The sequence below is a fragment of the Pseudomonas sp. Sample_24 genome (assembly GCF_004307605.1).
Classification (GTDB): Bacteria; Pseudomonadota; Gammaproteobacteria; order Pseudomonadales; family Pseudomonadaceae; genus Aquipseudomonas.
Map to the genome: position 1 here is coordinate 1 of NZ_RCNW01000195.1, position 13,318 is coordinate 13,318.

Genomic DNA, 13,318 nt, shown 5'->3' on the forward strand with positions numbered 1-13,318 from the left:
TGAAGTACTGACCTTTGACAGGCGCGACGAACTCGCCGCCGATGTAGTTACCGTATTTGCTCTTGAACGAAACGATAGCGCCTTCAGTACCGGGGTGAGCGTAACGCATGGTGGTCTCTCCTTGCTTTTGTGCTTATAGGGAGTCGCGCATGTGCGCTTGCTATAAGCGTAGAGCAAAGGTCGGGCCATTGCCCTGCAGCTCAGGCAAATCAAGGCCTTGGACGATTTTTCCCAGACGGGCGGGTGACGGCTGTGACGCTTTCGGTACAGTCCCTGTGACAGTTTGTACCGCTTATGGCACAGCTTGTGACTGATGGGTCTCGCCAGCATTGCAATGCGCGCCGGGCTGGAGGATGCTCGGCCGCAGGATGCCGCGCGGATAATCCTTTTTGTGGCGAGGGAGCTTGCTCGCGCTGGGCTGCGAAGCGGCTCCAAAATGTCTACCGGTCAGGTTCTGGCGAGCGCTTCGCACTCGAACGGGAGCAAGCTCCCTCGCCACAAGGCGTGTGCCAGGCCTGAAAGGGGCGGCACTGCTCTCGGGGAGAACAATAAGAAATGCACGACAACCATTTGAGTCGCCATGCCCAGCAAGTATTGACCGTCACGCAGGGGAAAACCCATCTGCACGGTCCAGGCAGCGATCCGTCCATCGCCCGTTCCTGGCTGCGTTGTCTTGAGGACTATCACCTTGACCCGGCCCTGAGCATGGCGCCGACGGTGCTTGAGCATGGGCGCGTCCTCGAAAGCCGCGAACGCTTGCAACAAGTGCTGCACATCGCCGGCAACGAAATGACCAGCCTGCATCAGCAACTCTCAGGCGCCGGCCATGCGGTGCTGTTGACCGATGCGCGCGGCGTGATCCTCAACTGCGTGACGGCCCCCGCCGAACGGAAGATTTTCGAGCGTGCCGGCCTCTGGCTCGGCGCCGACTGGAGCGAGGCCTGCGAAGGCACCAACGGTATCGGTACCTGCATGGTGGAGCGCCAGGCGCTGACCATTCACCAGGACGAACATTTTCGTGGCCGTCACACCGGCCTGACCTGTTCGGCGAGCCCGGTGTTCGACCCGCATGGCGAACTGCTGGCGGTGCTCGATGTGTCCTCGGCACGGCACGATGTCTCGCGTCAGAGTCAGTTTCACACCATGGCGCTGGTCAATCTTTCGGCGAAGATGATTGAGAGCTGCTATTTCCTGCGTTGTTTCGACAACCAGTGGCTGCTGCGTTTTCATTTGCAGGCCGAGTCCGTCGGCTTGTTCAGTGAAGGATTGCTGGCGTTTGATGGTGAAGGACGGATCAGTGCGGTCAACCAAAGTGCCCTGAACCTGCTGGGGTTTGTGCGCGGCGGCTTGCTCGGCAAACCGGTTGAAGCGTTTTTCGATTGCTCGCTGGATGAATTGCTCGGCCGCGCCAGCAGCCATGCCAGTGCGAGTTGGCCACTGCGCACCCGTGATGGGCGCCGGCTGTTTGCCGTGCTGCGTGGCGAGTCGCGGCGCGTACCTGTGCCGCTGAAGCCAGCCCCCGTTGTTGAAGATCGGGCTGCGATGCCTGGCATCTGCCTGGGCGATAGCGGCTTGCAGGCGGATTTTCGCAAGGCCTTGCGCGTCTACGAGCGGGACGTGCCGCTGTTGATCAACGGTGAAACCGGCTCGGGCAAAGAGGCCTTCGCCAAAGCGCTGCATCAAGCCAGTCAACGCGCGGAAAAAACCTTCGTTGCCCTCAACTGCGCAGCTATCCCCGAAAGCTTGATCGAGAGCGAATTGTTCGGCTATCGCGCTGGCAGCTTCACCGGCGCGCGCAAGGAGGGCATGCGCGGCAAGTTACAGCAGGCCGATGGCGGTACTTTGTTCCTGGATGAAATCGGCGATATGCCGCTGGCCTTGCAGACACGGTTGTTAAGGGTGCTGGAAGACCGGCAGGTCGTGCCAATCGGAGGAGAGCCGGAATCGGTCAATGTGCGGATCATCAGCGCCACGCACCGCAATCTGCTGGAACGGGTGCAGGACGGCAGCTTCCGTGAAGATCTGTATTACCGGCTCAATGGGCTGGAAGTCGCACTGCCGCCATTGCGCGAACGCAGTGACAAATCACAGTTGCTCGACTTTTTGCTGGCCGAAGAAGCGCGCGGTGAAACGGTGTTGATTGATGGGCCGGCGCGCCAGGCCTTGCTCGGTTTCGCCTGGCCGGGGAACGTTCGGCAGTTGCGCAATGTGCTGCGTACGTTGGCGGCCTTGTGTGACGGCGGGCGGATCGGGTTGGAGGATTTGCCGTTGATGATTCGACAGGCCCGGCCGGCGGTAGCGCAAGCTATCGAGGAGCCAGCGGAGCATCCGCTGGAGGATGCCGAGCGTTTGGCGCTGTTGAATGCACTGGAGCAGACGCGATGGCACATGACGCATACGGCTGAGCATTTGGGTGTTAGCCGAAATACCCTCTATCGCAAGCTGCGAAAACACGGCATCGCCCGCTCCGCATAGCTGATCGTTCCCACGCTCTGCGTGGGAATGCCTCCCTGGACGCTCTGCGTCCGCTTTTGGGACGCAGAGCGTCCCTGGCTGCATTCCCACGCGGAGCGTGGGAACGATCATCAGTGCGTCCGAGAAGTGGAAACACAAGGTGCGAATTTTCCCACCCTAAGCTAACCTGCGGCCATGTTTTACGAGGTCGACTATGCACATTCATATTCTTGGTATCTGCGGCACTTTCATGGGTTCGATGGCGGTTCTGGCCAAAGAGCTGGGCCATCACGTGACCGGCTCCGATGCCAACGTCTACCCGCCGATGAGCACGCAACTCGAGGCGCAAGGCATTGAACTGACCCAAGGCTACGACCCGGCGCAGCTCGATCCGGCACCGGATCTGGTGGTGATCGGCAATGCCATGTCCCGTGGCAATCCGGCGGTCGAGTACGTGCTGAACAAAGGCCTGCCTTACGTCTCCGGCCCGCAATGGTTGGCCGATCACGTGCTGCAAGGTCGCTGGGTGCTCGCGGTTGCCGGCACGCACGGTAAAACCACCACCAGCAGCATGCTTGCCTGGGTGTTGGAACACGCGGGCATGAGCCCGGGTTTCCTGATCGGTGGCGTGCCGCAGAACTTCTCGGTCTCGGCGCGTCTGGGCGATACACCGTTTTTTGTCATTGAAGCGGATGAATACGACAGTGCGTTCTTCGACAAGCGCTCCAAGTTCGTTCACTACCGTCCACGCACGGCCATCCTGAACAACCTGGAATTCGACCACGCCGATATTTTCCCGGACCTACCGGCCATCGAACGCCAGTTCCATCATTTGGTGCGGACCATCCCGAGCGAAGGCCTGGTGATCCATCCCACCACTGAGCCTGCCTTGCAGCGGGTCATTGAGATGGGCTGCTGGACCCCGGTGCAAACCACCGGTGCCGGTGGACAGTGGCAGGTCAAGTTGTTGAGCGAAGACGGTTCGGCCTTCGAAGTGATGTTCGAAGGCGTTTCCCAGGGCGTGGTGGAATGGGACATGACCGGCCAGCACAACGTCGCCAACGCGCTGGCCACATTGGCCGCCGCGCGCCACGTCGGTGTGGTGCCGTCCATGGGCATCGCGGCGCTGAGTGTCTTCAAAAGCGTGAAGCGGCGCATGGAAAAAGTCGCAGAAGTCCGTGGCATTACCATTTATGACGACTTTGCTCATCACCCGACCGCCATCGCCACCACCCTCGACGGCTTGCGCAAACGCATTGGCGACGCGCCATTGATCGCGATCATCGAGCCACGCTCCAACTCCATGAAGCTCGGCGCACACCGTGACGGTTTGCCGGAAAGCGTGGTCGATGCCGATCAGGTGATCTGGTATGCGCCGGCCAGTCTCGGCTGGGATCTGGCAGCCACTGCAGCGCTGTGCACCGTGCCGTCGATTGTCAGCGATTCGCTGGAAGGCATCATCGAGCGCGTGAAGAGCCAGGCGCAGCCGGGCACTCACGTGGTGATCATGAGCAACGGCGGTTTCGGTGGCCTGCACGGCAAACTCGCTGAGGCGCTGCAATGAACAACGGTCCGGAGCGCATCACGCTGGCGATGACCGGTGCTTCCGGCGCGCAGTACGGCTTGCGCCTGCTCGATTGCCTGGTGCGCGAAGATCGCGAAGTGCACTTCCTGATTTCCAAGGCCGCGCAATTGGTGATGGCCACCGAAACCGACGTCACCTTGCCGGCCAAGCCACAGATGATGCAGGCCTTCCTCACCGAATACACCGGCGCTGCTGCCGGGCAGATCCGCGTGTATGGCAAGGAGGACTGGATGTCGCCGGTGGCTTCGGGCTCCGGCTCACCGGCGGCGATGGTGGTGGTGCCATGCTCGACCGGCACCTTGTCGGCCATCGCCAACGGTGCCTGCAACAACCTGATCGAGCGTGCCGCCGACGTCACGCTCAAGGAGCGTCGCCAGTTGATTCTGGTGCCGCGCGAGGCGCCGTATTCGAGCATTCATCTGGAGAACATGCTCAAGCTGTCGAACATGGGCGTGACGATATTGCCGGCCTCGCCGGGTTTTTATCATCAGCCGCAAACCATCGACGACCTGATCGATTTTGTCGTGGCGCGAATCCTCAATTTGCTGAACATTCCCCAGGACATGCTGCCGCGTTGGGGCGAGCACCATCTGACCAGCGATGAATAAGTTACTGACGATTGTCCTGGCGCTGCAATTGGCTGGCTGTGCCACGGCGCGAACGCTGGATGCCGCCAAGCCTGGAGCGCCGGTGGTATACGCCGGGACGCGGCTGGATCTGTATGCGATGAATGGCGGCTGTTGCGCCATGGACCGTTTCGGCGCCGAAGCCCCGAGCTATCCCGGCGTCGATCTGCCGGCCAGTGCCTTGCTCGACACGCTGCTGTTGCCGTTGTCGTTATTGACGGTGATTGGCGTGAGTTTTCAGGCGACCGGAGGGTTGTAAAAAAACCAAAAATCGCAGCCTTCGTTTGAAGGCGTTTCTTCTAGAAACTGCCGAAGGCTGCGATAGATTGGTCTTATTTTCCCAGCTTCCTCAATTCATCCGACTCGACAATCCGCACCCCATCCTGCTCCTCCAGAGCCAGGCGCCACATGGCGCGGGCCAGTTGGCAGGCTTCGATGCCATGGTATTTGCCGGGAATCAGCCGAGACAGTGGACCGGCGACTTTCTCGGCAAAGCGCGGCTCGATGCGCTCGCCCAGCAGCAGCGATGGCCGGCAAATCGTCAATTGCGGCCAGTTTTGCGCGCGCAATGCGTGCTCCATTTCGCCCTTGACCTTGTTGTAGAAAATCGAGGATCTGCGATCGGCTCCCAAGGCGCTGATCACGATCAGGTGTCGCGCTCCCATTTCCCGGGCTCGTTTGGCGAACGCCACGACCATGTCCAGATCCACCGCGCGGAACGCCTCTTCGGAACCGGCTTTTTTGATGGTCGTGCCGAGGCAGCAATAGGCGATGTCGACACGGCCATTGAGTTGCGGCAGAAACTCCGCAGGGTCGCCTACCGGGTTTTCAAGGTGAGGATGTTCGGCCAATGGCCGGCGTGAGGGGGCCAAAACCCGCGTAATCGTGGGCTCATTGAGCAAGCGATCAAGCAAATGTTCACCGGTCAGGCCGGTGGCTCCGGCAAGCAGCACATGCTGAGGCGTCAAGTACATAGTGTTTCTCCCTTGATACTGTCAGCTTAGTTGCTCTTTGCGTCCTTGCTGTCGATCGAGATACTTTGCAGTGCTTTTCTTGCCTGTTGTTTACGAAGCAACTGCCAGTGCGAAAGGACGGTTTTTGGCGCCCAGATCTGCGGTTCGGAGGCTTCGAAGTTGTCGGCCAGCTCCCGCTCGGCGACGGTGGCCCTGGCCAGTTTGAAGGCTTGTTCCAGATCGTCGGTCTGGTTCAGCGCCTGGGCGAACAAGGCATCGCCGAAGTAGGTGAAGTTGGCTTCCTCCGAACAGCCGAACGACACGCGGTCGGCCCGCGAAGCAGTCATGATCAGGGTGCGCTCGTCCTTGAGGGCGGGGATGAAACCGCCGGAGTAGCAGGACGAAATCACGATGACCTTGTCGCGGTTCTTCAGCGGAGCGAGGACGGCCGCCAGTTCATCGGCCGGCAGATCGGCCAGCTCCATGCGCGGCTGGTCGAGTACCAGCTCGTGTTCGCTGGTGCCATGGCTGGTCAGGTAAATGAATATCAGGTCTTCGGGACCGCTGCGTTCGGCCAGGGTCAGCGCAGCGCGGCGCAGGTTCTCCCGGGTGGCCATCGGGCGGTCGCCGAGGTGGTCGCGATGGTTGACCAGGCGGATCTGGCCAAAGGCGCCGAAACGACTGTTGAGCATATTGGCGACATAGTCGGATTCACGCAGGAACACACTCTGTTTGCCATCGCCGCCGAGGGTCAGGGTGTACAGTTCCACCGCTGGCGTCGAGGCCGGCACACCGCCCAGCGCTTCTTCGAGCAGACGCCCCTGGGCCAGCAAACCGAGTTCGAGCGTGTCCGGCAGCAGCTTGCCATCGGCATCGCGCACTCGCTGGCCGTTGACCCAGATACCGCTGAGCACCGAACCATCGGTCAGCACCAGAGTGCCGCGGCCCTGATAGGTGTCGTTGTCGAACTGGCCGATGTAGAAACTGCCGTCGGCTAGGTTCAGTCGCCCCTGACCGCTGAAGCGCCAGTCGTTGAAATGGCCGATGTAGTGACTGCCGTCTGCACCGATCAACTCGCCTTTGCCGTTGAGCGAACCTTCCTTGAACAGCCCCAGCCAGACGTCGCCGTCGGCGTTTTCGTAGCGACCTTTCCCGTCCAGTTGATTGTTCTTGAAACCGCCGACGTAGATATCGCCGTCGGCACTGTTGAAGGTTCCCTTGCCTTCCAGCTGACCGTCGACGAAGTGCCCGCTGTACTGGTTGCCGCTGGCGTCGCCGCGCTGGCCCTCGCCATTGGGTTTGCCGTGGGCGAACTGGCCCTGGTAGGCGCTGCCGTCTTCGAGTTCGAGGCGGCCGAGCCCGGAAAACTGATCGGCCTTGAACTCGCCGCGGTAGGTCATGCCGTTTTCTTTGAGGGTGCCTTCACCGTTACGCCGGCCCAGTTTGAAACCGCCGTTGTAACGGCTGCCGTTGGTGCTCAAGGCGCCTTGGCCGTCGAACAACCCTTGATTGAATTGCCCGCGATAGACCTCGCCATTGCTGCCGTGCCATTCACCCTGGCCGTGCCATTGGCCTTTATCGAACTCACCGGCGTACCAGCTGCCATTCGGGTAGTCGATCCGGCCCTGGCCTTGCAGCAAGCCATTGACCATGTCGCCACGATAGCGTCCGCCGTCCGGCAGCCGCGCATCAGGGGGCAACAGCGATTCGCCGTCTCCGCAAGCGGTGAGCATCAGGGTCAAGGCAATGAGTGCAAGTGAGCGCATAGCGGGTTCCGGGCAATTAGGCGACCGAGTATGCCGCAGCTATGTGTCCATATACAGTCGATAGAATGGCTGGGGGCGCGAAACAGCGGGCGCTGCTTCGCATTCCGGAAGGTTTACACGAAGCAGAGTGACAACGGTTCGGCGATATACGCCGGTTTATCCGAGCCTTCGATTTCCAGGGTGGCGGTGGCCTTGAGCAACCATTGGCCAGGCTTTTTCTCGGTGACGTCGGTCAGGTCGACCTTGAGGCGCACTTTCGAATCGACCTTGACCGGCTGAATGAAGCGCACGCTGTCCAGGCCGTAGTTGACCACCATTTTCAGGCCTTGCGGCATGACGAGAATGTCTTCCATCAGTTTTGGAATCAGCGACAGCGACAGGAAGCCGTGGGCAATGGTGCTGCCAAATGGCGTTTGTGCGGCTTTGACCGGGTCGACATGGATGAACTGATAATCCCCAGTGGCTTCGGCGAACAGGTTGATTCGCGCCTGATCGATGGTGAGCCATTCGGAACGTCCAAGTTCCTTCCCGACATAATCTTTGAGCTCTGCAACTGGAACATAGGGCATTGAGACTCTCCTTGGGTTCATCGCTTTTATAGTTTTGAGTGGGGGGGGATTTGACCTCCCGGATTACCACTTTAGATCAACATGGCAATTTGCTCCGGTCAACCGACCATGCTTTTGGCGAATGCCGTTGTATAGGGCAGGCATGCTTATAATGCCCAGGCCAATGCGGGTGACGGATTTTGCGGGAGATGAAAGATGTTGTTACGTGGCCTGACCTGGCTGGTGCTGTTCCAATTGCTCGGCACCGCGATCAACCATTTGCTGCTGCCGTTCCTGCCAGGTCCAATCATCGGCCTGTTGCTGTTGCTGGTGTTTCTGATCAGTCGCGGCCAGGTCGGTGAGCCGCTGAACCTGGCGGCCAGCAGTCTGTTGCGCTATTTGCCCTTGTTGCTGGTGCCCCCGGCGGTGGGTGTGATGGTGTATGCCGCCGACATCGCCGCGGATTTCTGGGCCATCGTCGGTGCACTGTTTTTGTCGCTGTTGCTGTCGATGGCTTTTGCCGGTGTGTTGATGCAGCGACTGGTCAAACGTCATGTTCACCCAGAGGACAACCAATGATCTTCGACTGGCATGGCGCTTGGGCGTCGGTGATCCACCATCCCCTGTTCGGCATTGGCATCACCCTCGGCGCCTATCAACTGGTACTGGCGGCCTACGAGAAAACCCGCTGGATCTTTTTGCAGCCGGTGCTGGTCTCCATGTTGCTGGTGATCGGTGTGCTGGTGGGCTGCGGCCTGACTTATGTCGAGTACCGCAAGAGCACCGAGATCCTCAGCATCCTGCTCGGCCCGGCGACGGTCGCGCTGGCGGTGCCGCTTTACCTTAATCTGCGGCGGATTCGGCAGTTGTTCTGGCCGATTTTTACTACGCTGGTGATAGGCGGAGTGGTTGCTACAGTCCTTGGCGTGCTTCTGGGTTGGTGGTTCGGTGCTGAACACATGATCCTGATGACCATGGCACCGAAATCGGTCACTTCGCCGATTGCGATGTTGGTGGCCGAACAGATCGGTGGTGTCGCGGCATTGGCTGCGGTGTTCGTGTTGATTACCGGTGTGATCGGCGCGATCTTTGGTCCGAGTCTGTTGACCCGGCTCGGCGTCCACAGCCCCGAGGCTCGGGGTATGGCGCTGGGCATGACCGCCCATGCTGTCGGCACGGCGGTGGCGATGCAGGAAAACGATGAGTGCGGCGCGTTCGCCGCGCTGGCAATGAGTCTGATGGGCGTGGCCACGGCGGTGTTCCTGCCGTTGGCGGTGTCGATGGTGGTGTAAGGAAATGTCTATGAGTCTGCCGCTTTTCCCACTCAATACAGTGTTGTTTCCCGGCTGCATCCTCGACTTGCAGATTTTCGAGGCGCGCTACCTGGACATGATCGGTCGCTGCATGAAACAGGGCGGCGGCTTCGGCGTGGTCTGCATCCTGGAGGGCGAAGAAGTCGGCATCGCTCCGGCGGGGTACGCGCTGGTGGGGTGTGAGGCGCTGATCACCGATTTCAAGACACAGGACAATGGTCTGTTGGGGATTCGGGTTCAGGGTGGCCGGCGCTTCAACATTCTGCGCACCGAACTGCAACGTGATCAGTTGATCGTGGCAGAGGTCGAGTGGCTCGACGAGGAGCCGGAACAGCCGCTGCAGGACGAGGATGCCGATCTGGTGGCATTGCTCAAGGCCTTGGCTGAACACCCGATGGTCGAAGCGCTGAACATGGGAACCGAAGCGACCGGTCAGCAATCGCTGGCCAATCAGCTGGCTTACCTGTTGCCGTTCGCCGAACTGGACAAGATCGACCTGCTGCAACTCGATGATCCGCAACAGCGGCTGGATGCGATCCAGGCGCTGCTGGACGAGTTGCAGGGCGAGCTGTTTGCCTGAGGCTGGTTAATAGGCGTACCGCAGCATCGTATGCGGCAAATGCCGCAACACAAAGAACCCGAACAGAGCCACCAGCGACGGCAAGATCAGCCACCAGACCTTCGGTGGCATGGAATTGAGCTGAACCTTGCGCTGGCTCAGCCACAGGCTGGCCGCGCAGACGCAGGCCGCCAGCATCGCACCGGCCAATACATCGGTTGGCCAGTGCGCGCCGAGATAAACCCGCGACAGGGCAATTGCCAGTGCTGGCAAACAAGCCACCAGCAACCAGGTCAGACGCATCCGTGGCGGTTGTCCGCGTCCCGCCAGCACGGCCAGAGTCAGGAACAGCGCAAATGCGCCGGATGCATGACCGCTGGGCATGCTGTAGCTGGTCAGGGGATCGCTCAGCACTTCCGGCCGCACGCGGGCGAAAAAGCCTTTGGTCACGGTATTGGCCAGCGCAGTGCACAGCAACGTGCCGCAAGCGAATATCGCCTGGCGCCATTGTCGGGTGATCAGCAGAAGCGCCACCAGCAAGGCACTGAACAGCAGCATGATGTGGAATTCGCCGATCAGCGTGAGGACGACGGCCACTTCATCGAGTGCGGGTTTGCGATGCTCCTGCACCAGGGCCATCACGCCTTGATCCAGCGCGGTCAGGTGTGGATAACCGACGAACAGCCCGGCGAGAATCAGCAGGCTCATCCCGGTAATGAAAACGGTGGCGTTGCGATGTCGGCGCAAACTGCTGGTTGCACTCAATCCGACCATCACGGCGATGGCGCCGGCGACGATCCCGGCCTCAGGCCAGAAACCTTCAGGCAGCGGCAGGCGGATCGCTGCCCCGGTGGCCCAACCCGGCAGCAGATAGGCCACCGACCAACCCGCGCCAGCCAACAGGCTGACGGCGAAGAAACGCGGGAAGGGCATGTCGAACATGCCGGCCACCATCGGCAGCATCGGGCGCAACGGGCCGATAAAGCGTCCGACCAACAGGCTGGCGATGCCGTAGCGCTGGAAGTATGACTCCGCCCCGGCGATCCACTCGGGGTGATGACGCAAGCCTGGCAGGCGCCGGATGTTCTGGTGGAAGTGGCGCCCCAGGAAATACGACACCACATCGCCCAACACGCCGGCGAGGAAGCCCAGCAATAGCGTTTCACTCAGCGACAACGCCCCACTGCCTGCCAGTACCGCGACGGCAAACAGCAACACCGTGCCGGGCACGATCAGGCCGGCAATCGCCAGGCATTCGACAAAGGCCACGATGAAAACCGCCGCCGCCAGCCATTGCGGGTTGACCGTCAGCCACCCGGTCACGCTATCGAGCCATTGGCCCATAAAGACAACTCCATTGAATGTTCAGTTGATCCTGTTGAGAACACATCACTCTGAATACACCCGCTCCCACAGGAGTCAGTGTTGGTCAGCATTCAGCCCAGCATAAAATAGTCGCGCCCTTCGACCTGACCCCGTCGCAGCGGGTTCCGTGTGCACCAGGCAGCGTAGGCCGAGTCGACAAAGCGGTACATCAGATGTTCATCTCGTCCATGGGGGATGCCCAGGCGCGTGGTCTGGATAACGTGGGCAGGGGACTGGCCGACATCTTCAACCAGCAGCACCTCGTGGTCGAAGCGCTTGGCATCCCAGACCGGTACCTTCAGCCCCAACGACTTGCACAGCAGGGTTTGCCCGGCGCAGAGCTTTTGCGGTGGGCGAGGGCGGCCCCGGGCGTCGGGGTTGTTCAACAGCATCTGCGCCAGGCTCGCCGGGCCGCTCACGTCGTCGACCCACGGGTAAGCCGATTTGATCAGCACTGCGTTGCCCGGACCTTGGGCGCTGAAGTTCAGGGAGTCGCCACCCCGGGCGTAATACATATAAATGTGACCGCCATCCAGAAACAAAGCCTTACGTTTTTCTGTGTAGCCGAGCGACGCATGACTGCCTTTTTCGGCGCAGTAATAGGCTTCGGTTTCAATGATCCTTGCGCTGAGCCACAGTCCGTTGACCCGATGCCGAATGACTTTCCCGAGCAGGTCCCGGGCAAGAATTTGCGCGTCGCGGTCGAAAAATGCGTCCGCAAGGCCCGTGGGCAGGCTCATGGCGGACGTTCGGACAGTCAGATTGGACATGATGAACAGTGTTTATCAGGGCTGATTGAGTGGTGATGATAACAATTTGCAGCTTAATCCCGGCTGAACGTCGGCAATTTGCTCTCCATTTCGACCATCCGCCCGTCACCGCTGTTAGTCAGGAGGCACGACAGCTATAATCTGCCGCTTTACTCTTTACCAAGACCTTAGAAAAGACCACGCCCAGACCATGACTGAGTCCGTTCTTGACTACATGACCCGCTTGGGTCGCGCCGCCCGCGAAGCTTCCCGCGTGATTGGCCGCGCCAGCACTGCGCAGAAAAACCGCGCCTTGCAGGCCGCCGCCAACGCACTGGACGCCGCCCGCGCCGAGTTGACCGCAGCCAATGAGCTGGACTTGGCAGCCGGCCGCGCCAACGGTCTTGAACCGGCTTTGCTTGAACGCCTGGCGCTGACGCCGGCGCGTATCGACGGCATGATCGTCGGTTTGCGCCAGGTGGCCGCGCTACCGGACCCGGTCGGAGCGATCCGTGACATGAGTTTCCGTCCGTCGGGTATCCAGGTCGGCAAGATGCGCGTGCCCTTGGGCGTCATCGGGATCATTTACGAATCCCGTCCGAACGTCACCATCGATGCCGCCAGCCTGTGCCTGAAATCCGGCAACGCGACCATTCTGCGTGGCGGGTCGGAGGCCATTCATTCCAATCGTGCCATCGCTGCCTGCATCCAGCGCGGACTGGCCGAGGCCGAATTGCCGGCCGCGGTGGTGCAAGTGGTCGAAACCACTGACCGTGCCGCCGTCGGCGCGCTGATCACCATGCCTGAATACGTCGATGTCATCGTGCCTCGCGGCGGTCGCGGCCTGATCGAGCGCGTCAGTCGAGATGCTCGCGTGCCAGTGATCAAACACCTGGACGGCATTTGCCACGTTTACGTCAGCGAACACGCCGACCTGGCGAAGGCCCAGCGCATCGCGTTCAACGCCAAAACCTACCGTTACGGCATCTGCGGTGCCATGGAAACGCTGCTCGTCGACCAAACCGTCGCCAAAGATTTTCTACCGGCGATGGCGGCCCAGTTCCGCGAGAAAGGTGTCGAGCTGCGTGGCTGTGAACGCACCCGGGCAATCATCGATGCCGTGCCGGCCACCCTCGATGACTGGAGTACCGAGTACCTCGACGCGATTCTGTCGATCCGCGTGGTCGACGGGCTGGAACAGGCTATCGAGCACATCAACCATTACGGCTCGCACCACACCGATTCGATTGTCAGCGAACACCAGGGCGACACCCGGCGTTTCGTGGCTGAAGTCGATTCGTCGTCGGTGATGATCAACACCCCGACCTGCTTCGCCGATGGTTTCGAATACGGATTGGGTGCCGAGATCGGCATTTCTACTGATAAGCTGCACGCCCGCG

Annotated in this window: 14 protein-coding genes; 8 read left to right on the plus strand and 6 right to left on the minus strand. The window is 60.6% G+C overall.

Annotated features, from left to right (window positions below):
• The coding region (locus tag D8V06_RS30825) for a hypothetical protein (RefSeq protein WP_241664269.1) at positions 1 to 109 on the minus strand (109 nt) is incomplete at its 3' end.
• A gap of 446 nt (positions 110 to 555) precedes the next feature.
• Here D8V06_RS30825 and D8V06_RS09930 point away from each other — a divergent pair.
• From D8V06_RS09930 to D8V06_RS09945, 4 genes are all read left to right on the plus strand, one after another.
• Positions 556 to 2,475: a sigma-54-dependent Fis family transcriptional regulator gene (locus tag D8V06_RS09930; RefSeq protein ID WP_130930888.1), complete on the plus strand. Its 1,920-nt coding sequence runs from the start codon at positions 556 to 558 to the stop codon at positions 2,473 to 2,475.
• 193 nt (positions 2,476 to 2,668) lie between these two features.
• Positions 2,669 to 4,018, plus strand: coding sequence for a UDP-N-acetylmuramate:L-alanyl-gamma-D-glutamyl-meso-diaminopimelate ligase (gene mpl, locus D8V06_RS09935; protein WP_130930889.1), 1,350 nt, complete (start codon positions 2,669 to 2,671; stop codon positions 4,016 to 4,018).
• Positions 4,015 to 4,647 (plus strand): flavin prenyltransferase UbiX, encoded by a 633-nt coding sequence (ubiX, locus tag D8V06_RS09940; RefSeq protein ID WP_130930890.1) that lies wholly within the window; start codon positions 4,015 to 4,017, stop codon positions 4,645 to 4,647. Before mpl ends, ubiX begins: the two co-directional genes overlap by 4 nt.
• On the plus strand, positions 4,640 to 4,924 hold the full coding sequence (locus tag D8V06_RS09945; protein ID WP_056855821.1) for a YceK/YidQ family lipoprotein: 285 nt from the start codon (positions 4,640 to 4,642) through the stop codon (positions 4,922 to 4,924). The genes ubiX and D8V06_RS09945 overlap by 8 nt, the downstream gene beginning before the upstream one ends.
• 73 nt (positions 4,925 to 4,997) lie before the next feature.
• Here the strand turns inward: D8V06_RS09945 and D8V06_RS09950 are convergent, their stop codons facing one another.
• From D8V06_RS09950 to D8V06_RS09960, 3 genes are all read right to left on the minus strand, one after another.
• Positions 4,998 to 5,639: an oxidoreductase gene (locus D8V06_RS09950; protein ID WP_056855818.1), complete on the minus strand. Its 642-nt coding sequence runs from the start codon at positions 5,637 to 5,639 to the stop codon at positions 4,998 to 5,000.
• A gap of 26 nt (positions 5,640 to 5,665) precedes the next feature.
• Positions 5,666 to 7,384, minus strand: a complete 1,719-nt coding sequence (locus D8V06_RS09955) for a C13 family peptidase (RefSeq protein ID WP_130930891.1) — start codon at positions 7,382 to 7,384, stop codon at positions 5,666 to 5,668.
• Between the two features lie 113 nt (positions 7,385 to 7,497).
• Positions 7,498 to 7,953, minus strand: a complete 456-nt coding sequence (locus D8V06_RS09960) for a MaoC family dehydratase (RefSeq protein ID WP_130930892.1) — start codon at positions 7,951 to 7,953, stop codon at positions 7,498 to 7,500.
• Between the two features lie 195 nt (positions 7,954 to 8,148).
• Between D8V06_RS09960 and D8V06_RS09965 the strand changes: the two genes are divergently transcribed.
• From D8V06_RS09965 to D8V06_RS09975, 3 genes are read left to right on the plus strand one after another with little or no spacing between them, the layout of a single operon-like run.
• Positions 8,149 to 8,511, plus strand: a complete 363-nt coding sequence (locus D8V06_RS09965; protein WP_056855815.1) for a CidA/LrgA family protein — start codon at positions 8,149 to 8,151, stop codon at positions 8,509 to 8,511.
• The gene (locus tag D8V06_RS09970; protein ID WP_130930893.1) at positions 8,508 to 9,224 is read left to right on the plus strand and encodes an LrgB family protein; all 717 of its coding nucleotides are present in this window, start codon (positions 8,508 to 8,510) and stop codon (positions 9,222 to 9,224) included. Before D8V06_RS09965 ends, D8V06_RS09970 begins: the two co-directional genes overlap by 4 nt.
• 10 nt (positions 9,225 to 9,234) lie before the next feature.
• A complete protein-coding gene (locus tag D8V06_RS09975) occupies positions 9,235 to 9,825 on the plus strand; it encodes an LON peptidase substrate-binding domain-containing protein (protein ID WP_056855813.1) in 591 nt (196 codons plus the stop codon).
• Positions 9,826 to 9,831: 6 nt separating this feature from the next.
• Here D8V06_RS09975 and D8V06_RS09980 read toward each other — a convergent pair whose 3' ends face one another.
• A complete protein-coding gene (locus tag D8V06_RS09980; protein ID WP_056855812.1) occupies positions 9,832 to 11,148 on the minus strand; it encodes a bifunctional DedA family/phosphatase PAP2 family protein in 1,317 nt (438 codons plus the stop codon).
• Between the two features lie 92 nt (positions 11,149 to 11,240).
• Positions 11,241 to 11,939, minus strand: coding sequence for a DNA-3-methyladenine glycosylase (locus D8V06_RS09985; protein WP_130903865.1), 699 nt, complete (start codon positions 11,937 to 11,939; stop codon positions 11,241 to 11,243).
• A 190-nt stretch (positions 11,940 to 12,129) separates the two neighbouring features.
• On the opposite strand from D8V06_RS09985, the gene D8V06_RS09990 reads away from it, so the two are divergent.
• Positions 12,130 to 13,318 (plus strand): glutamate-5-semialdehyde dehydrogenase (locus D8V06_RS09990; protein ID WP_130930894.1); only part of this gene is annotated, 1,189 nt, incomplete at its 3' end.

Bases quoted from the DNA above. Each gene is read 5' to 3' on its own strand.
- D8V06_RS09930 (WP_130930888.1), top strand. From the start codon at position 556: ATGCACGACAACCATTTGAGTCGCCATGCCCAGCAAGTATTGACCGTC.
- mpl (WP_130930889.1), top strand. From the start codon at position 2,669: ATGCACATTCATATTCTTGGTATCTGCGGCACTTTCATGGGTTCGATG.
- ubiX (WP_130930890.1), top strand. From the start codon at position 4,015: ATGAACAACGGTCCGGAGCGCATCACGCTGGCGATGACCGGTGCTTCC.
- D8V06_RS09945 (WP_056855821.1), top strand. From the start codon at position 4,640: ATGAATAAGTTACTGACGATTGTCCTGGCGCTGCAATTGGCTGGCTGT.
- D8V06_RS09950 (WP_056855818.1), bottom strand. From the start codon at position 5,639: ATGTACTTGACGCCTCAGCATGTGCTGCTTGCCGGAGCCACCGGCCTG.
- D8V06_RS09955 (WP_130930891.1), bottom strand. From the start codon at position 7,384: ATGCGCTCACTTGCACTCATTGCCTTGACCCTGATGCTCACCGCTTGC.
- D8V06_RS09960 (WP_130930892.1), bottom strand. From the start codon at position 7,953: ATGCCCTATGTTCCAGTTGCAGAGCTCAAAGATTATGTCGGGAAGGAA.
- D8V06_RS09965 (WP_056855815.1), top strand. From the start codon at position 8,149: ATGTTGTTACGTGGCCTGACCTGGCTGGTGCTGTTCCAATTGCTCGGC.
- D8V06_RS09970 (WP_130930893.1), top strand. From the start codon at position 8,508: ATGATCTTCGACTGGCATGGCGCTTGGGCGTCGGTGATCCACCATCCC.
- D8V06_RS09975 (WP_056855813.1), top strand. From the start codon at position 9,235: ATGAGTCTGCCGCTTTTCCCACTCAATACAGTGTTGTTTCCCGGCTGC.
- D8V06_RS09980 (WP_056855812.1), bottom strand. From the start codon at position 11,148: ATGGGCCAATGGCTCGATAGCGTGACCGGGTGGCTGACGGTCAACCCG.
- D8V06_RS09985 (WP_130903865.1), bottom strand. From the start codon at position 11,939: ATGTCCAATCTGACTGTCCGAACGTCCGCCATGAGCCTGCCCACGGGC.